This is a genomic window from Streptomyces sp. NPDC043726, from assembly GCF_056436565.1.
In genome coordinates, this window is sequence record NZ_JBWKCI010000002.1 from 198,684 (window position 1) to 215,858 (window position 17,175).

Annotated in this window: 15 protein-coding genes and 2 pseudogenes; 10 read left to right on the top strand and 7 right to left on the bottom strand. The window is 72.2% G+C overall.

Translation table 11 applies throughout. From position 1 onward, the window contains the following. Nucleotides 1–39 precede the first annotated feature (39 nt). The 3 genes from AC068Z_RS05680 to AC068Z_RS05690 are packed head-to-tail and all read left to right on the top strand — an operon-like array spanning nt 40 to nt 3,991. Nucleotides 40–756: a FadR/GntR family transcriptional regulator gene (locus AC068Z_RS05680; RefSeq protein ID WP_478552634.1), complete on the top strand. Its 717-nt coding sequence runs from the start codon at nt 40–42 to the stop codon at nt 754–756. Then, nucleotides 753–2,138, top strand: coding sequence for a hypothetical protein (locus AC068Z_RS05685; protein WP_478552636.1), 1,386 nt, complete (start codon nt 753–755; stop codon nt 2,136–2,138). The genes AC068Z_RS05680 and AC068Z_RS05685 overlap by 4 nt, the downstream gene beginning before the upstream one ends. Next, nucleotides 2,135–3,991: a GMC family oxidoreductase gene (locus tag AC068Z_RS05690; protein WP_478552638.1), complete on the top strand. Its 1,857-nt coding sequence runs from the start codon at nt 2,135–2,137 to the stop codon at nt 3,989–3,991. The genes AC068Z_RS05685 and AC068Z_RS05690 overlap by 4 nt, the downstream gene beginning before the upstream one ends. Nucleotides 3,992–4,192: 201 nt before the next feature. On the opposite strand, the gene AC068Z_RS05695 is transcribed toward AC068Z_RS05690, so the two are convergent. The 3 genes from AC068Z_RS05695 to AC068Z_RS05705 all read right to left on the bottom strand — a co-directional run bounded on the left by AC068Z_RS05695 (nt 4,193) and on the right by AC068Z_RS05705 (nt 6,140). Then, nucleotides 4,193–4,588: a hypothetical protein gene (locus AC068Z_RS05695; protein WP_478553721.1), complete on the bottom strand. Its 396-nt coding sequence runs from the start codon at nt 4,586–4,588 to the stop codon at nt 4,193–4,195. 359 nt (nt 4,589–4,947) lie between these two features. Beyond that, nucleotides 4,948–5,610, bottom strand: coding sequence for a DUF305 domain-containing protein (locus tag AC068Z_RS05700; protein ID WP_478552640.1), 663 nt, complete (start codon nt 5,608–5,610; stop codon nt 4,948–4,950). Between the two features lie 95 nt (nt 5,611–5,705). Continuing rightward, nucleotides 5,706–6,140, bottom strand: coding sequence for a DUF6153 family protein (locus AC068Z_RS05705; protein WP_478552642.1), 435 nt, complete (start codon nt 6,138–6,140; stop codon nt 5,706–5,708). A gap of 265 nt (nt 6,141–6,405) precedes the next feature. Here AC068Z_RS05705 and AC068Z_RS05710 point away from each other — a divergent pair. Together AC068Z_RS05710 and AC068Z_RS05715 are read left to right on the top strand one after the other, a co-directional pair. Then, nucleotides 6,406–7,031: pseudogene (locus AC068Z_RS05710) on the top strand (SAM-dependent methyltransferase). Nucleotides 7,032–7,076: 45 nt separating this feature from the next. Then, nucleotides 7,077–7,567, top strand: a pseudogene (locus tag AC068Z_RS05715) (DinB family protein). A gap of 96 nt (nt 7,568–7,663) precedes the next feature. Here AC068Z_RS05715 and AC068Z_RS05720 read toward each other — a convergent pair. Beyond that, the gene (locus AC068Z_RS05720; RefSeq protein WP_478552644.1) at nt 7,664–8,248 is read right to left on the bottom strand and encodes a hypothetical protein; all 585 of its coding nucleotides are present in this window, start codon (nt 8,246–8,248) and stop codon (nt 7,664–7,666) included. A gap of 388 nt (nt 8,249–8,636) precedes the next feature. Here AC068Z_RS05720 and AC068Z_RS05725 point away from each other — a divergent pair, with 388 nt between their 5' ends. Both AC068Z_RS05725 and AC068Z_RS05730 read left to right on the top strand, forming a co-directional pair. Then, nucleotides 8,637–9,815, top strand: a complete 1,179-nt coding sequence (locus tag AC068Z_RS05725) for an NAD(P)/FAD-dependent oxidoreductase (RefSeq protein WP_478552646.1) — start codon at nt 8,637–8,639, stop codon at nt 9,813–9,815. A 96-nt stretch (nt 9,816–9,911) separates the two neighbouring features. Continuing rightward, the gene (locus tag AC068Z_RS05730; RefSeq protein ID WP_478552648.1) at nt 9,912–10,544 is read left to right on the top strand and encodes a TOPRIM nucleotidyl transferase/hydrolase domain-containing protein; all 633 of its coding nucleotides are present in this window, start codon (nt 9,912–9,914) and stop codon (nt 10,542–10,544) included. Between the two features lie 7 nt (nt 10,545–10,551). On the opposite strand, the gene AC068Z_RS05735 is transcribed toward AC068Z_RS05730, so the two are convergent. Then, complete coding sequence (locus AC068Z_RS05735) at nt 10,552–11,181, bottom strand: dihydrofolate reductase family protein (protein ID WP_478552650.1); 630 nt, start codon at nt 11,179–11,181, stop codon at nt 10,552–10,554. A gap of 111 nt (nt 11,182–11,292) precedes the next feature. On the opposite strand from AC068Z_RS05735, the gene AC068Z_RS05740 reads away from it, so the two are divergent. Together AC068Z_RS05740 and AC068Z_RS05745 are read left to right on the top strand one after the other, a co-directional pair. Next, the gene (locus AC068Z_RS05740) at nt 11,293–11,496 is read left to right on the top strand and encodes a hypothetical protein (protein WP_478552652.1); all 204 of its coding nucleotides are present in this window, start codon (nt 11,293–11,295) and stop codon (nt 11,494–11,496) included. Nucleotides 11,497–11,631: 135 nt separating this feature from the next. Further along, entirely contained in the window at nt 11,632–12,669 is a 1,038-nt protein-coding gene (locus AC068Z_RS05745) for a M28 family peptidase (RefSeq protein WP_478552653.1), read from the top strand. 48 nt (nt 12,670–12,717) lie between these two features. Here AC068Z_RS05745 and AC068Z_RS05750 read toward each other — a convergent pair whose 3' ends face one another. Beyond that, nucleotides 12,718–13,188, bottom strand: a complete 471-nt coding sequence (locus AC068Z_RS05750; protein WP_478552655.1) for an SsgA family sporulation/cell division regulator — start codon at nt 13,186–13,188, stop codon at nt 12,718–12,720. A gap of 323 nt (nt 13,189–13,511) precedes the next feature. Here AC068Z_RS05750 and AC068Z_RS05755 point away from each other — a divergent pair, with 323 nt between their 5' ends. Further along, on the top strand, nt 13,512–14,312 hold the full coding sequence (locus AC068Z_RS05755) for an alpha/beta hydrolase (protein WP_478552656.1): 801 nt from the start codon (nt 13,512–13,514) through the stop codon (nt 14,310–14,312). On the opposite strand, the gene AC068Z_RS05760 is transcribed toward AC068Z_RS05755, so the two are convergent. Then, a complete protein-coding gene (locus AC068Z_RS05760; protein WP_478552658.1) occupies nt 14,300–17,059 on the bottom strand; it encodes a helix-turn-helix transcriptional regulator in 2,760 nt (919 codons plus the stop codon). The two genes, AC068Z_RS05755 and AC068Z_RS05760, sit on opposite strands and share 13 nt — an antisense overlap. Nucleotides 17,060–17,175 lie beyond the last annotated feature (116 nt).

A 17,175-nucleotide genomic window follows, 5' to 3' on the forward strand; every position in this document is an offset into this window, starting at 1 on the left:
CCACTGAACCACTGAGTCTTCGGGTTGCTGGGGGTCGGGATGGGCGCGCTGGAGCGCGAGAGCACGGTCGACGTACTGGAGAAGCGGCTGCGGGAGGATATCCTCGGCGGTCGTCATCCCGCCGGGAGCTATCTGCCGCCCGAGCGGGAGCTGGCCGACGAGTTCGGGGTGAACCGCACCACCCTCAAGCACGCCTTCGGCCGGCTGGTGCACGCGGGGCTGCTGGAGACGCGGCACGGAGTCGGCACCCGGGTGCGGGACTTCCTGCGTCTCGGCGGCGCCGATCTGCTGCCGATGCTCGTGCGGCACAGCCCGGACTGGATCGGTGAGATCTTCGAAGTACGGCGCAGTATCGGCGCGTTGATCGCCGAACGCGCCGCCGCCAGCGCCACGAAGCTCCAAGTCACCGAACTGCGCCTGCTGTTGGCCGCGGTCGCCGACGCGGACGGGGGCGAGGAGGCGCAGCTGGCGGATGCCGAGGTGCACCGGGCGCTGGCCCGCGCCACGGGCAACCGGGTGTACGTGCTGCTCACCAACACCCTGTTCAACGCCTATCTCCCGGTGCGGGCAGCACTGGTGGGGCCGTTCGTCGACGCGCGGGCCGCTCACGAGCGGCTGGCTCCCGTCGTCGACGCGGTGGCCGCCGGTGACCAGGAAGCGGCCCGGACGGCTGCCGGCGCCTACCTGTCGGCGACGGAACGCATCATGCTCGAGGACCTGGCACGCACCCGCCGTCCCCGGGACGGTGCCTGGTGACGTCCCGCGGCACGGAGTTCGAGGAGACGATGCTGGGCCGCGTGCGCCTGACCGACGAGGAGCGCGAGCGGCCGGTACGGCTGGACCTCGCGGTCCGCGCCGACACGGTGCTGCTGCCCCACCGCACGACCCCGGCGCGCCTGACAGGACGGGTGCGCATAGCCGGGCGGGCCGATGACGCGGGAGCCGTGGGGGAGTTGGAGATCTCCCCGCTGGCCCGCCGCAGGATCCGTTACCGCGTCACCTTCACCCTGGAGGGCCGCAGCATGCTCCTGGACGGCTGGAAGTCCGTCTCGCCCGCGCGGCCGTTCACCTCGATGACCGTACTGCCCTTCACCCTGTACGAAGACGGCACGCGAGTGGGGGAAGGCACCCTGCGCTTCCCCCTCACCACCGGACTCCTGCCGTTCCTGACCAGTTTCCGCTTCCCCCGGGCCGGAGCTCCCGGGGACCTGGCCCCGCGCTGGGACGGCACACCCGGCCGTACGGAGGTCTGGTACACGACCCTTACCGACCCGGCGACCGGCACCGGAGTCTGGCTGCACCACGAACTGGTGGCACCCACCGACGGATCCCCCGCCTACGCCCACGGCTGGACGGCCGTCTTCCCCAAGGACGCGCCCGCGGAACATGCCCGCTTCGGCCCCGTACCTTGGACCGGAGACCGGGAAGGGTTCCTCGCCGAGCAAGTCAGCGCGCGGCCCGGCCGCCTCACGGGCTCGGTCGGCTCCTTCACCTGGGACCTCATCGAGACACCCGAGGGCGCGCCGGTCCACACCTTCCCCCGCTGGTCGTGGCGCCGTCCCGTACTGCCCGCCAGCCACATGCTGCCCGCCGCGCGCTGCCGCTACAACGGCACGGTCCGCCACGGCAGTTCCGAACTGAGGCTGGAGAACGCGGTCGGCGCGAGCGCCCGGATCTACGGCCACGGCAACGCCCGGCGCTGGGCCTGGCTGCACGCGGACCTGGGCGGCGGCGACGTACTGGAGATCATCGCCGCCGTGTCCATGCGGCCCGGCCTGACCCGGCTGCCGCCGCTGGTCTTCCTGCGCCTGCTGCACCAGGGCCGCACCTGGCCCCGGCGCCCGGAACGCACGGCCGTGGGCTGGGCGGGCGGCGGCCGGTTCCGCGCCGCCATCGGCCTGCCCGAGTGGCGCGTGACCGGCCGCGTCGGCAGGCGCCGCATCCGCGTGACCGTGACACAGCCGCCCGAACGGACCCTCGCCCTGGACTACACGGACCCCGACGGGGCCGGCGCCGTATGCCGCAACAGCGAGACCGCGGACGCCGTGGTGAGCCTGGAGCACTGGTGGGGACGGTGGCGGCAGGAGGCCGTATGGCGGCTGTCGGGCACCGCCCACGCGGAAGTCGGCGACCGATGAGCACACCCCCGACCGCCGTCGCGGCACTCGCCGCGGCACTGCTCGCCGACGACGGCACGGCCGAGTGGACCCGCGGTGTCCCGCGGCGCCTCCAGACCCTGCTGGACGCCCTGCCCGCGCCCGCCCGCTCCGGCATCCATGGCGCCTCGCTTGCGATCGACGCCTACGCCGTGGCGCGCACGGGCCGCCGCCTGGCCACCCTCGGCTCCGCCGAACGCGAGCGTGTCCTGACCCAACTAGCGGCCCGGCCTGCCCTGTTGCCGTTGCTGGACGCGATCAAGGTTCCCGTGCTGCTCGCGGCCGGCACCGAACGGGCACTGCACCGGGCCCCCGCCTCGACGTCGTCCGCCCCCGACGATCCGCCGCTGGACTGCACCCCCTCCCGCGAGTGGCCGACGCGGTCCACGGCCGACGCCGTCGTCGTCGGATCAGGGGCGGGCGGCGCCATAGCCGCCAGGACACTGGCCCGAGCGGGCCTGCGGGTCGTCGTCCTGGAGGAAGGGGAGCACCACACGACCGCGTCGTTCGGGCGCCGGGCACCGCTGGACCGCTTCACCGACCTCTACCGTGACGGCGGCGCGACGATCGCGGTGGGCGATCCGCCGCTCGTCCTGCCGGTGGGGCGCGCGGTGGGCGGGACGACGGTCGTCAACTCCGGTACCTGCTACCGCACTCCCGCCACGGTCGTGGCCCGCTGGCGCGACGGCCACGGCTTCGCCGCCGCCGAGGGCTTCGACGCGTACCTGGACGAGGTGGAGCGCACACTGCGCGTGGCGCGGCAGCCAGTGGACGTACTCGGCGCGAACGGCCGGCTCGCCCTGACCGGAGCGAGGGAACTCGGCTGGCAGGCGGCCCCCTTGCGCCGTAACGCTCCCGGCTGCAAGGGCTCGTGCCAGTGCGTGGTCGGCTGCCCCACCGGCGCCAAGCAGAGCGTTCAGCTCTCGGTGCTTCCCGACGCGTGCGCGGTCGGCGCCCGGATCGTCACGGGCGCCCGCGTACGGCGGATCCTCACCGACCCCGACCGGCCCGGCGGCTCGCGCGCGGCAGGGGTCCTGGTCAGCCGCCCGGACGGCAGCGAACTGCAGATCCTCAGCCCGCTGGTGGTGGTCGCCGCCGGCGCCCTGCAGACCCCGCCGCTGCTGCGCCGCTCCGGCCTGGGCGGACACCCCTGGACGGGCCGGAACCTGAGCGTGCACCCCGCGATCAGCGTCGCGGGCCGCTTCCGTGACCCCGTCACCGGTGGCGCCGGCGTGCTCCAGAGCGTCGGAGTGGAGCAACTGCACGCCGACGGCATCCTGATCGAGGCCACCGCCGCACCCCCGGGCATGACGTCCTTCGTACTGCCGGGCGTCGGGCGTGCCCTGCGCCGAGAACTGGACGGCACCGAGCACCTGGCGACCCTCGGCGCCATGATCGCCGACAGGCCGTCGGGCAGGGTCCTGGGCCGGGAGCGCACCCTGCTGCGCTACTCCCTGGCGCCCCGGGACGCCGCCCGCCTTCTCCGGGCCCAACGGGCCATGGGACGCCTGCTGTTCGCCGCGGGCGCCGAGGAGGTCCTCACGGGAGTGGCGCACGCTCCGAGGGCCCGTACGCCGGACGAGCTGGAGTCGCTCCTGAACGGGCTGACGGCACGCCACCTCCACGTGTCCGCGTTCCATCCCACGGGCACCGCCGCCGCCGGATCGGACCCACAACGCGCCTCGGCCGACCCGGAGGGCCGCCTGCGGGGTGTCTACGGCGTCCTGATCGCCGACGGCTCATTGCTGCCGAGTTGCCCGGAGGTGAATCCCCAATTGAGCATCATGGCGGCCGCGCTGGCCGTCGCGGAGCGCTTTGTGGACGCGGAGGCGTGAGGTCAGCGGACCGGCGAAACGCTGGTATGATTGATCTTGAGCTGGTCGCCACAACCAAGGGCAACCGGTGCTGCGTTGGTGGTCCAAGGAAAGACGCCCCGCTTCCTGCGGGGAAATGCAGGTGCAAGGCCTGCCCGGCGCTCGAAACACACGGCCCGTCCCGAACTCCGGGGCGGGCCGCGTGCGTTGCCTCCATCACGCCTACGGCTGGATCCATCGCCCGAGGGCTTCGACGGTGCCCTCCGGCGACGTGTTGAAGCACAGCCGGATCCCGGGCGCAGCCTCCGTGAGTACGTTGACCAGCCGCTCGAACAGCAGCGTGTGCTCGGGCAGCATCCGTACGCCGCCCCCGATCATCGCGAGGCCGAAGGCCTGCTCCGCCAGCCGCTCCCGTACGGCCGCCTCGGCGCGGTCCGGAGAGGCGTCGACCAGGCACGGAACGACAGCGAACCCCGACTCGACGAGTGCCGAGTTGGCCGCCGCGATGCGGGCGGTGAAGCCTGGCTCGTCGATACCGTCGGGCATCCGGCTGTAGTCGAGGGCGCTGGGGTGCAGCCCGATGGACAACACCTTCGTGCCACGCGGCAACGGAGTCATGGTCGTCGGCCGGCCCATGCGTGTGCCTTTCTGCTGACGTCGTGGTGATCTTCCTTGTGTATCACGGGAGTTGAGCACGGGGACGGTTCGTTCGGCGACGGCCTGACGGTCAGGGGATGTCGGTGCGTGTCGCGGCGACTGCCCGAGTGACGCCCCGGGCAATCAGTCCAGTTCACCGCGATCGTTCATGCAGGTCGACGTGTTCTCCACGCTCCCGTATCGCGGCAACCCGGTCGCGGGGCACACCCGGGTGAAGGCACGATTCGGTGCCCAGGCTGTGCGCCGGGGCCCTTGGTGTGCGGGCCCCGGCTCACGGGGTGTGACGCGGGCCGTCGTGCGGTGCCCGCGTCACTGGCGGCTCAGAGCCGGTCGGCGATGCTCTGGAGCTGCTTCACCTCGGCGGACTGGCCCTTGACGATGGCGCCTGCCATGGTCTTGGCGTCGGAGTTCTCGCCGTTCTTCCGCTCGTCCTCGGCCATGGCGATCGCGCCGTTGTGGTGCTCGATCATCATCTCGGCGAAGACCTTGTCGAACTCGGCGCCCTTCATGGACTTGAGCTCACCCATGTCGGCGTCGGACATCATGCCGTCACCACTCGGGCCGCCGCTGCCGTGGCCTCCGTGGTCCATGCCGGGCGTGGACTCGGCGGCGGTCGGCTGCTTCCAGGACGTCAGCCAACCCTTCATGGTCCTGATCTCGGGGTCCTGGGCCTTCTCGATCTGCGCGGCGAGGGTCTTGACCTCGGCGTCGGAGGCACGGCCGTCGGCCAGCTCCGCCATCTCCAGGGCCTGCTCGTGGTGCGGGATCATCATCTGCGCGAAGGTGACGTCGGCGTCGTTGAAGTCCGCGGCGTTCTCGGTGGCCGAGGCGGACGCGGAGCCGCCGTCGCTGCCGTGGTCCATGCCGCCCATGTCGTCGTCACCGCAGGCGGCGAGGAGGAACACGCCGGCGGTGACGAGGCCGACGGCGGCGATACGGCGGGTGGACGTGCGGCGCAGCGAGGCGCGCGTGAACGAGGTCATGGTTGATTTCACCCTTTACGTCGGTTCTGTGACTGTTCTCGGCGAACGCGAAGTCGCGGGTTCGCGCAAGTGCGCGCCCGCGAGTGCGCTTCGGCCTACAGCCGCAGCACCGACAACTGGGTGAGATCAGGGCCGCGAGGCGGCGGGTTGGGTCGCAGGACGACCCCGACCTGGGCGCGCAACAGCGCCAGCCACTCCTGGTGACGGGCGAACGCTGACTTCAGCAGCGCGGCGAGCACCCACGCGCCGAACAGGACCGCCACGCACAGCGAGGCCATGTCCATGGCCATGCCGGGTCCGTGTGAGGACGCCTCCGTGGAGGAGGCCGTATGGCCGGAGTTACTCGTGTGTGGTGCCGCCGGAGCGCCCATGTCGGGCGCCGACGCATGTGAGGCGGTGCTCATGGCGGATCCGGACGACTCGTCCGGGTGCCCCATGGTGTGCATCGCGAAGATGCCGAACGCGAGGCCGGCCACGAGCAGCAGATGCCCGAGGGCACCCCCCGCGCGCACACACCGACTCACTCGCACTTCGGAACTCCGTCTCCGGCTCATGACCTTGACTGCCTCCGACCCTACCCAATACCTCCCCGGGGTGTCGGAAGGGGGCACTGGGCATGCCCGGAGGGGCGGATCAGACCCGTGCGTTTGACGAGGCGAACTGCACGGGCCCTTCTGTGACGCGGGCGAGCCGTGCTTGGGCGCGCAGTGCCGGACTTGCCGGAACGGCAAGGTTGCGTGCCAAGTCGGACAGAGGACCACGAGACTTCTCCGCACACCGACACGCGGAGCCTTGATGAGCACCACCGATGCGGTCGCGTTCTGGGACGGCGTCTACGCGGCCCGGCCGCCGGCGAGGGCCCGCGGCCGAACGTCCGCCTCACCGAAGCGGTGACGGGCCTGCCGCCCGGTGACGCGCTGGACCTCGGCTGCGGCGACGGCGGCGACGCGCTGTGGCTCGCCGGTCAGGGGTGGCGCGTCACCGCCACGGACATCTCGGCCGTGGCGGTCGACCGGCTCGCCGACCTGGCCCGCGCGCAGGGTTTGGGGGACCTCGTCGCGGCCGTACGACACGACCTGCAGGCGTCGTTCCCCGCCGGCGCGTTCGACCTGATCTGCGCCCACTATCTGCACACCCCCTACGACCTGGACCGGACGCCCCTTCTGCGTACGGCCGCGCACGCCCTGCGCGCCGACGGGCTGCTGCTGGTCGTCGACCACGGCTCGGCCGCGCCCTGGTCGTGGAACCAGGATCCTGATCTCCACTACCCGAGCCCGGAAGAGGTCGCGGCGGACCTGGCTCTGGACCCGGTGAGGTGGACCGTCCAGCGGGCCGACGCGCCCCGCCGTATCGCCACCGGGCCTGACGGACGTACCGCCGAAGTCACCGACCACGTCCTCGTCATCCGCCGTACGGCCTGACCCGGCGGCAGCCCGCCGAAGGCCCCCGACGCCAAGGAGACCCCCGTGCCATCGAAGCCCCGGCGCCGCGACGCCCCGCCGCCCCGGACCGGAAACAGTGAGGCCGAGGTCCTGCGCGGTTTCCTCGACTACCTCCGGACCTCGATCGCCGCGAAGGTCGAGGGCGCCCCGGAACCGCAGGCGCGCACCGCGCAAGTGCCGTCGGGCACGACCTGCTGGGGCTTCTCAACCACCTGACCTTCGTGGAGCGTTCACTGTTCCTCGGCGAGCACGTCACCGACTGGAAGGCGACGTTCCAGGCCGCGCCTACGGACAGCGTGGCCGATGTCGTGGCCCGTTACCGGGACGCGGTCGAGCGCGCGAACGACGTGCTCGACGGCTGCGCCGACCTGGGCGCACCGCTCCCGCGGTCACGGCCGGACCGCCCAGCGCCCAGTGTGCGGTGGGCACTCGCGCACATGATCGAGGAGACCGGCCGCCACGCGGGCCACGCGGACATCCTCCGCGAACACATCGACGGCACGACCGGCCGCTGATTCCGGCAAGTCACAGGAGCCCATCGCCGTGCGCCGTAAGGGCCGCACCGTCGCGGGCGGAGGACCCGGCACGCTTCGCCGAGGGGGCCGGGCCGGCTAGCTGTGCTCCTGACGGGTCTGGGACGTGTACCAGTGCGGTGTGCCCGCGCCGGCCAGGGATTTGTACGACGTGTCCTCCTGCTGTCCGCGGTCCGCCGGGTGGGCGGGCGTTCTCGGGGCGGGATCGCCCTGGAGGTGGGAGAGTTCGGTGGCGCAGCGCTGCAGGGCCAGTTCCAGGACCTCGGGCATGGTGAGGTTGCCGGTGCCGTCCGGGGGACACAGCCAGCGCAGATCGCCCCAGCGGCAGTGGGGTGCGGGAGCGGCGATCCAGGCGCCCTTGCTCAGGTAGCGCACGCCCGTGCCGACCCACACCGCGTGGGGGTCGGGGGGCAGGAGGAAGCCGACGTGGTGGGTGCGGGTGTCCAGCAGACAGGGGCCGGGCTGGACCAGCGGCAGGTCGTCGAGGATGCCGGCGACGCGCAGCCCCAGTTCCTCGGGTACGACGAGCACGTCCCAGAACCGGCCGGCCGCCAGCAGCGCGATGCCGGTGTAGCCGTTCTGCCATTCGTCCTTGCAGGCGCGGGGGTCCTCCGACGCCGCCGCCAGCCACTCCATCGACCTCGTCCATTCTGCGAGTGCCATCCGAGCCTCCTTGTGGGGTGCCGACGTCCGGGACGACTCCGCGCGGATCCGCGGGGGCCTGCCCAGTCGGCGTGATCCGTGTGGGGTCGCGACTGTCCGTGCTGTTGCGCCTTGCGGTCGTAGGTGATCGGTGGATGGCCTAGTGCAGCGGGCGCGACGGAGAGTGGCTATAGCAGCGAGGCGCAATTCGCCGTATGAGGTGAGCGCTGGCGCACCGGCGGGGGCAGATATATGCAGCCGCGCGCCCCATACGCCGGGGCGGCTCCAGGTTCACCCGCCCATACGGCTGTGACGTGGTTTACATCGCCGGTCTGTCAGATTCGCCGCGCGCAGCCTGTCAAAGGGGTGTCACCGGCGCCGAAGCCGGTGCGGGACCTCGGAGGATGAGATGAGCAATGACCGTCACGTCGTCGTGCTGGGTGCCGGATACACGGGCATGTTCTGCGCCATCCGGCTGGCCCACCGCACCCGCCGGACCGGTGTGAAGATCACCCTGGTCAACCCGTCCAGCCGGTTCGTGGAGCGCCTTCGGATGCATCAGATCGCCGCCGGACAGGAACTGCCCGACCGTCAGATCCCCGCCCTGCTCGCCGGGACCGGTGTCACCTTCGTGCAGGGCGCCGCCACCGCCATCGACCCCGAGGCCCGGCAGGTCGTCGTCGACGGCACACGTGTCCTCGCGTACGACCGTCTCGTCTACGCGCTCGGCAGCTCGACCGACACCGGCAAGGTCCCCGGCGCCGACACCTACGCCTTCACCCTCAACAGCCCCGAGATCGCGGGCCGGTTCGCCGCACGGCTCACCGAGGTGGCCGCGGCCGGCGGCACGGTCACCGTCTGCGGCGGCGGCCTGACCGGCATCGAGGCGGCGACCGAGATCGCCGAGAGCCACCCCGGCCTGGACGTCCGGCTGATCAGCCTGGACGAGCCCGGCGGCATGATGGGCGCCAAGGCCCGCGCCTACCTCCACCGCGCGCTGGACCGCCTCGGTGTCACCGTGGTCAGCGGTGCCCGCGTGACCAAGGTGCTGCCCGACGCCGTCGAGCTGGACGACGGCCGGCTCGTCGCCTTCGACGCCTGCCTGTGGACCACCGGCGTCAAGGTGTCCCCGCTCGCCGCCGAGGCCGGGATCGCCACCGACGACCGCGGCCTCGTCGTGGTCGACGCCACGCTTCGGTCGGTGTCCCACCCCGAGATCCACGCCATCGGCGACGCCGCCGCCGTACGCCTGGCCTGGGGACGGATCCACGGCACCTGCCAGAGCGGACTGCCCACCGCCCAGTACACCGCAGACACCATCGCGCGGCTCGTGCGCGGCAGGACCGTCAGGCCATTCCGCTTCGGCTACTTCCACCAGCCGGTCAGCCTCGGCCGCCGGGACGCCGTCATCCAGTTCACCCGGCCCGACGACACCCCCGGCCGGATGCGCCTCACCGGGCGCGGCGCCGTCGCGTACAAGGAGTTCGTCAGCGGCAGCCCGCTGCTCACCTACCGGTTCAGCAAGCGCCTCAACGTCACCACCATCGTCTCCAAGGGCGGCCGCGCCACGCGCAGGCCCGTAGCGTGACGACCGCGGCGCCGGATCACCGGATCTCCCGATGACCGGGGACCGGATCGCGGAAATTCCCTCGCGCGGCGCCGAGAACGGGCTGAGACTCGTCCCATGGCTGACATGGGGGCGTTCCGGGACGCGGTCACGGCGTGGGCGGCGGGTGGCCCCGGCGGCCCCGCACGGGAGCTGGCCGAGCGGCTGCCCGTCCGGGTGGCGGTGCTGGTCGAAGGGCTCAGTGACGTCGCGGCGGTCGACGCGCTGGCCGAGCGCCGCGGGCGGGACCTGGCGGCGGAGGGGGTGTGCGTCCTGTCGATCGGGGGTGCGATGAGCGTCGGGCGCTACGCCGGACTCCTCGGCCCGACCGGACTAGGCCTGCGCCTGACGGGGCTGTGCGACGAGGCGGAACGGGCGTACTACGCCCGCGGCTTCGAGCGGGCCGGCGCGGCGCGGCACGGCTTCTTCGTCTGCGCCGCGGACCTGGAGGACGAGCTCATCCGTGCACTGGGCGTGGCACGGGTGGAGGAACTCGTCCGCGCGGAAGGCGACCTGCGTCCGCTGCGGACCTTCCTGCGCCAGCCCGCTCAGCAGGGCCGCGCCCCGGAGCGGCAGCTCAGGCGGTTCCTCGGCACGAAGAAGGGCCGCAAGATCCACTACGGCCGGGTCCTCGTCGAAGCTCTCGACGCCGACCGTGTGCCGGCCCCGCTCGACGGCCTGTTCGCCGGCCTCCATGACTACGGCAGTTAGCCTGAGCTCAGGGCAGCACGCGATACGTGACGTGTGTGACCAGGCTCGCCGACCGCGACGTGACCTGCTCCAGTTTCAGCGGCGGTACACCGTCGAAGAGCCGGGTGCCGGCGCCCAGCGTGAACGGCACGAAGTGCAGGCGCAGTTCGTCGACCAGGCCCGCCGCGAGGTACTGGTTGATGGTGGTCGCCCCGCCGAGGACCGAGACGTCGCCCTCGCCCGCAGCCGCACGTGCCCGTTCCAGTGCCGAGTCGATTCCGTCCGTGACGAAGTGGTACGTCGTGCCGCCGTCCATCGGCTGCGGCTCACGCGCGTGATGGGTGAGCACGAAGACCGGCGCGTGGAAGGGCGGGTTGTCGCCCCACCAGCCGTTCCACTGCCGATCCCACGCGCCGCGCACGGGGCCGAACATGTTGCGGCCGATGATGAACGCTCCGGCGGCGGTCGCCTGTTCGACCTCGGCCCGGTTCTCGTCGGGCGTGTCGAACATCCAGGCGTGGAGTCTGCTTCCGCTTCCATCGCCTCCGTCGTCGCCGAAGGGGCGTTCCTCGGTCTGGTTGAACCCGGCCGAGTACCCGTCCAGGGAGATCGTGATGTCGCAGACCACCCGGCCGCCAGCGCCAGTGCGTGTGCTCATGGCTGTCCTCCTCGCCCCGCCGACCCCGTGATGGTGACACGTCCGGTGCCGCCGCGGTCGTAGGGGCGCGGGAAGTGGTGGTGAACCCTCGCCGCCCTTCCACTCGTGTACGTGGAGATCGCGTTTCGATCGCCGACCACGGCACGGAAAGGCTGGTTCTCCGGGGTGCCCGAACAACTGACGAAGTCCATCGAGGTCCGTTGGGACGACGCGAGAGACCTGCTCAAAGCCGGGGTCGCGGCGGTGTCGCTCGGCGAGGAGGTCCGCTACTTGCGGGAGGTTCTTCCCCTCGAAGCGGGACCGAAGCCGCCGTAGTGCGTACTCTCGGGGCGTGGATCGACCTCAGCGCGCGCAGCATCACCGCCCCGCCGACCGCCATCCTGCAGGCCCTCGAAGACGCACGGGCGGCCGATTGCGAGGTTCTCACCGCGGCGCGACCCTGAGCCGCACATGACCAACGACCCGACACCGACACCGCCACCCTGGCCGGGGCCGAGTGCCGAAGCCGGCCTGCTGCGACGGCATGTGGAGTTCCTCGCCGCCGAGCCCCGCAGCCGACGGCGGGCGCCCCGGGCGATGAAGCGTGCCGAGGCGTACGTGCGGGACGAACTGGCGGGGGCGGGCTGGCTGGTGGAACGGCGGCCGTTCGACGTCCGGTGGCGGATCGGCTGCACGGACCGGCACGGTCATCGGGGGCTCGCCCTCAAACCGCGGCTGCACCGCCGCCTGTCCGGGTCGAATCTCATCGCCTCGCTGCCCGGTTCCGGCGAGGGGCCGGTCGTCGTGGTGGGTGCTCATCTGGACAGCGTCAGTGGCAGTCCGGGCGCGGACGACAACGCCTCAGGCGTGGCGGCGCTCCTGGAGACGGCACGGCTGCTGGCCACGATGCCCACGCCCCCGCACGTCGTGCTCGCCGTGTTCGACATGGAGGAGCTCGGACTGATCGGCGCGCGTCAAGTCGCCCGTGACCTGGGCCGGGACGGAGGTGTGCGCGGAATGATCTGCCTGGAATCGGTCGGCTACTTCGACGACGCCCCGGGTACGCAGCGCCTCCCCGTCGGCTTCGACCGGGTCTTCCCGCAGGCGTCTGCCATGACCCGCGCCCACGGATTGCGGGGTGACTTCACCCTCGTGGTGCACCGCCGCTCCTCCGCCCCGGCGGCCGAGGTGTGGCAGCGGGCCGCCGCCGAGGCGTCCCCGGCCCTTCCTGGTCTGCTGCTGCGGGACCGGCGGCCGGACGGTCTGCTCGGGCTGCTCGTCGGACTGGCCGTGCCGCCTGCCAACCACCTGGGGCGCAGCGACCACGCACCGTTCTGGAACCGGGGGATCCCCGCGCTCATGCTCACGGACACCGCCAACTTCCGTAATCCGCACTACCACCGGTCGACGGACCGTCCGGGCACCCTGGACTACGAGCGGCTCGCAGTCGTGTCGGAGGCTACGGCGCAGACGGCCGTGTGGTGGTCCGCGGCCGGCGGCGACGCGTGATCGTCCGGTGGGCGAGGAGGCGGCTCCCCGGGGCGCGTTCCCGTGCCGTCAGTCGGACGGCGCTCCTTGGGCGGGGAGCAGGTCCGCGGTGGCGACGTCCCAGTCGACGCCGGCGAGTTCCTGTCCCGCGGGGACGAGGTGATACGTGCGCTCCAGCCACTGCGCCAGCGGCGGTACGGGCAGTTCGAAGAGGGCCGCCATGTCACCCGCGGCCAGCTGAAGCCACGCGGTGGCGCCGTCCTCCAGCTGGGAAGGCCACATCCGGACGTCGCCGAGGCCGCTGATCGAGTAGAGCCCCTGCTGAAGCAGGTCCCGGCCGATCCGCCACAGGACCCGCGGGCCTCCTTCGACGAGGAGCTCCACGCTCACGATCAAGGGGGATTCCGGAGTGAACCGGAACTCCGCCCGGACGGGCTGGCGCGCGGAGACGCCGAGTACGCGCTCGATGTCCAGGGTCAGGTCGAGTCGGCCGGGCGGTGCCGTTCGAGGGGCCTGGACACCGGGTTCGTTGCCGCTCATGTCGGAGTGGTCCTTCGCTGGGACGGAGGGTGGCCCGATCCACTTTCGTCGCCGCGGGAGCCGTGTACATAAGTAACTTGACTGTCCCGTCTCACCTGGCTTGAGGGTGATCGTCTTGCCCGGGGGCCGGTTTGCGGGCAGTTGCCCGTCTCCGGGGTGCGTCAGGTCGAGGCCTTCCGGCCCGGCCGGAGCCCGCGGACGCGCCGGGCAGGCTCTTCCACATTCAGTCATTCGACTGTCGTCTCCGGCCCACGCCTGAACGATGCTGGACCAATCGCCCGCGTGCCGGTGCCGGGTGGTCGTGATGCTCGGAGGAACCAGCCGTGAACCGTACTCCCGTCGTCTTCATCCATGGCGCGTGGCTGCACGCGCTGTCGTGGGAGGGATGGGCGGAGCGGTTCGCGAGCCGGGGGTTCCTCGCCGTCGCCCCCGGCTGGCCCGGGGAGGCCGCGGCCGCCCGCGAGACGCGCATGTCTCCCAGGCTGCTCGGCGAGCTCGGCCTGGAGGCGCTGACGGAGCACTACGCCGGCATCGTGCGGTCGTTCGACGTCTCACCGGTGATCGTCGGTCACTCCGTCGGCGGGCTCATCGCGCAGCATCTCATCGGCGCCGACGTGGGCCGGGCCGCGGTGGCGATCGCGCCCGTCCCGATCCACCCCGTCACCCAGCCGGCGCCCCCCACCCCGCTGTGGACACCCGGCCGGGGCGAGGGCACCGACCCGCTGGTGTCCCTGTCCCCGGAGCAGTTCCGGCACGTCGTCGCGAACACCGTCGGGCCCGAGGAGTCCGGCCGCCTTTTCGAGCGCTACGCGATACCGGCACCGCGCCGGCTGCTCACCGACCTCGGATGCGGGGGAGCGGAGCGCCACTCCCTCGCGGCGGCCGACACCGGCAACGTGCGGCGCGGACCGCTGCTGTTGATCTCGGGGCAGGAGGACCGTCTCGTACCCGACGCCGTGACACGCGCGGTCTACAAGCGGTACGGCGACTCCACCGCCGCGACCGACCTCAAGCAGTTCGCGGACCGTGCCCACTCCCTGGTGATGGACAGCGGATGGCGCTTCGTGGCCGACTACGTGCTCGGCTGGCTCGACGAGAACGGCGTCCGGCCCTACATGTCCTGATCGCTCGGCAGCCTGCCCAGTGCGTCGCGCAGGGCGGCGCGAGAGGTGATGCCCAGTTTGGGGAAGACGCGGTAGAGGTGGGAGCTGACCGTGCGCGGCGACAGGTGCATCCGGTCGCCGATCTCCTTGTTGGTGAGTCCGCCGGCGGCGAGATCCGCGATCCGGCGCTCCTGCCAGGTCAGCGCGGTGGGGTGCGCCGAGGCGGCAGGGGCGGAGGATCCGGCGGTGAGGAGCTCGGCGCGGGCTCGCTCGGTCCACGCGGGTGTGCCGAGCCGTTCGAAGGTCTCCGCGGCGATCATGAGTGTGTGCCGTGCGGCTTTACGGCCCTGGGTGTGCCGCAGGCGGATGCCGTGGGCGAGGCGGATGCGGGCGAGTTCGAAGGGGAAGCCGGCGGCGCCGGGGTGTGTCTCGGCCCGGCGGTACATGGTGTCCGCCTCCCCGGGATCGGTGGCGGTCATGGCCAGGGCGCCGTACGTGATCAGGGCCAGGCGGGGGGAGATGTCCGGGAGCCGGGCGTGCTGGGCGGCGAGGGCGTGCGCGCGGGCCTGTTCGGTGCGACCGGTGTGGAGGGCCGCCTCGACGAGATCGAGCAGGGTGCGGGGGGCCTGGTGGGTGTACGGCTGGAAGGTGCCGGGGGGTGTGATGCCGATGGCGTGGAGGTAGGCGGCCTCGTAGTCGCCGTCGTTGAGGGCGGCGGTCGTGCCGATGGCGTCGGCGATCTGGGTGAGGAAGCCGACGCCGCGGGGGCGGGCCCAGGAGTCGACGGCGGCCTGGAGTTCGCGTGCCCGGTCGGTGTCGCCGCGCAGGGCGGCCAGCAGGCCCAGGTAGGCCCGGCTGTGGTGCGCGAACAGGTCGTGGCGGTGCGACGTCATCAGCTCCAGACCGCGTTGCCCGGTCCGCTCGGCCTCTGCCCACTCACCGACGGCGATCTGGTCGAGCATGATCAGATGCAGCATTGTCATGCCCGGCGCCATGGCCCCGGTCTCCACTTCCCGGTCCACGGTCCGCTGAAGATGAGGCCGGAACTGGCTGAGGGTGTCCACGTGGTAGGCGGCGACGCTCAGCCGGCTGATGTCCCACGGTTCGAGCGCGCGCAGGTCGGCGAACGCACGCTCCACCCGCTCGCGGACGCCGGTCCCACGCCGGACCACATCGCTCCAGGAGTCCTGGTAGATGCGGGAGTACGGCGGCACCAGGCCGCCCAGCGAGTCGAGCAGTTCATGGGTCCGCTGCCAGGACGTCTCGTCGCTCGCGTACTGGTTGATGGCCAGGAGCAGGTTGACCAGCCGGGTCAGTACCTCGCTCGGCTCTCCCGCGCCGTCGTCCCGGATGCTCTCGATCGCCGCCCGTACCAGGTGCTGCGAGGACCGCACGTCCCCGTCCTCGTACAGCGCGGCGTAGGCCGAGGCGACCACCGCGGCCGGGGAGTCACCCGGCCCGGACGCGGTGTCGGAGCGCAGCAGTTGCTGTGCCCGGTCGAGGCGGCCGGTGTGGCCCGCGACGAAGGCCGCGTCACCGAGTCTGCGGGAGCGGTCCTCGTGCCGCTCGCTCAGCTCCGCGGCCCGGGTCAGCCAGGCGACGGCGGCCACCGCGCCGCCCCGCCGAGTGGCCGACTCCGCGGCGGCCTCCAGCGCGAGCGCGACCTCCTCGTCGGGGTCGACCACCGAGGCCGCCAGGTGGGTGGCACGTCGCTCCACGTCGTCCCGGTGGACCTGGGCGAGGGCCGCGTGTGCGGCCCGTCGCTCGTTCGGGGTGGCCATCTGGACCGCGGTCGACCGCACCAGGGGATGCCGGAAGACGAAGGCGCCACTGAGCGGGTCGATGTCCAGCAGGCCGGCCGCCACCGCCTCGTCGGCGTCCCGCATCCGGTAGCGCGTGCCACGGGTGCCGCCCGCCGCCGTACCCGCCTCGACACCGTCCAGGGCGCCGCGCAGCAACTCGGCGCGCAGGGCGTCGCCGAGGCCCTCGATGCGGGAGCCGTACACCTGCTGAAGACGCAGGGGCAACGGGACGCCGGTGTACCCGACGCCCTCGGCCGAGTTGAGCCCCGCCCGCTCGACGTAGGGCGGAAGTTCCAGCAGGGCCAGCGGGTTTCCCCGCGCCTCGTCCAGGACCAGCCGGCGGATCCGGGCGTCGAGGCCGGGGTGGCGCAGGTCGAGGAGTTGCTCGGAGGCCTTCTCGTCCAGTGTGTCCACCGGCAGTACGGACAGGGCGGCGGTGTCGAAGCCGGAGGGTATGTCGGAGCGCAGGCCGACGATGAGCCGGACGGAACTGCCGGTGAGCCTGCGCCCCACGAAGCCGCACACCTCGGTGCTGGAGGAGTCCAGCCACTGGCCGTCGTCGAGCACCAGGAGCAGGGGTTTGTGCGACGCGGCGAGCGACAGCAGGTCGAGCACGGCGATGCCGAGGGTCATGACCGAGGGCGGTGTGCTCTCGCTCCGGCCGAAGACGACGTCGAACACCCGCCGGTGCACGTCGTCCAGGCGGTCGACGTAGGACAGCAGCGGATACAGGAACTGGTGCAGACCGGCGAACGGGAGCTCCGACTCGGCCTCGACACCGGCCGCGCGTATGACCCGGTGGTTCTCGCGGGCCGCCAGCTCGGCGGCATGATCCAGCAGGGCGCTCTTGCCGACGCCCGTCTCGCCGCGCAGCACAAGAGCCCGGCCTTCAGGGGCCGTCACGAACTCGGACAGCATCTCCTGTTCGCGTGCGCGGCCGAACATGGTCCCGACGACGGACTCCATACTTCCCCCCACTGTCTTCCCCGCTGAGGCGCAAGAGCGAGGTTACGTCGCTCCGGGGCATCGTGGTTGCGCGGCCGGTGTCCGGCCCGTCACACGCCGGTGCGGAGCGGTCTCCG

Bases quoted from the DNA above. Each gene is read 5' to 3' on its own strand.
- AC068Z_RS05680 (WP_478552634.1), top strand. From the start codon at position 40: ATGGGCGCGCTGGAGCGCGAGAGCACGGTCGACGTACTGGAGAAGCGG.
- AC068Z_RS05690 (WP_478552638.1), top strand. From the start codon at position 2,135: ATGAGCACACCCCCGACCGCCGTCGCGGCACTCGCCGCGGCACTGCTC.
- AC068Z_RS05695 (WP_478553721.1), bottom strand. From the start codon at position 4,588: ATGACTCCGTTGCCGCGTGGCACGAAGGTGTTGTCCATCGGGCTGCAC.
- AC068Z_RS05700 (WP_478552640.1), bottom strand. From the start codon at position 5,610: ATGACCTCGTTCACGCGCGCCTCGCTGCGCCGCACGTCCACCCGCCGT.
- AC068Z_RS05720 (WP_478552644.1), bottom strand. From the start codon at position 8,248: ATGGCACTCGCAGAATGGACGAGGTCGATGGAGTGGCTGGCGGCGGCG.
- AC068Z_RS05725 (WP_478552646.1), top strand. From the start codon at position 8,637: ATGAGCAATGACCGTCACGTCGTCGTGCTGGGTGCCGGATACACGGGC.
- AC068Z_RS05730 (WP_478552648.1), top strand. From the start codon at position 9,912: ATGGCTGACATGGGGGCGTTCCGGGACGCGGTCACGGCGTGGGCGGCG.
- AC068Z_RS05735 (WP_478552650.1), bottom strand. From the start codon at position 11,181: ATGAGCACACGCACTGGCGCTGGCGGCCGGGTGGTCTGCGACATCACG.
- AC068Z_RS05745 (WP_478552653.1), top strand. From the start codon at position 11,632: ATGACCAACGACCCGACACCGACACCGCCACCCTGGCCGGGGCCGAGT.
- AC068Z_RS05750 (WP_478552655.1), bottom strand. From the start codon at position 13,188: ATGAGCGGCAACGAACCCGGTGTCCAGGCCCCTCGAACGGCACCGCCC.
- AC068Z_RS05760 (WP_478552658.1), bottom strand. From the start codon at position 17,059: ATGGAGTCCGTCGTCGGGACCATGTTCGGCCGCGCACGCGAACAGGAG.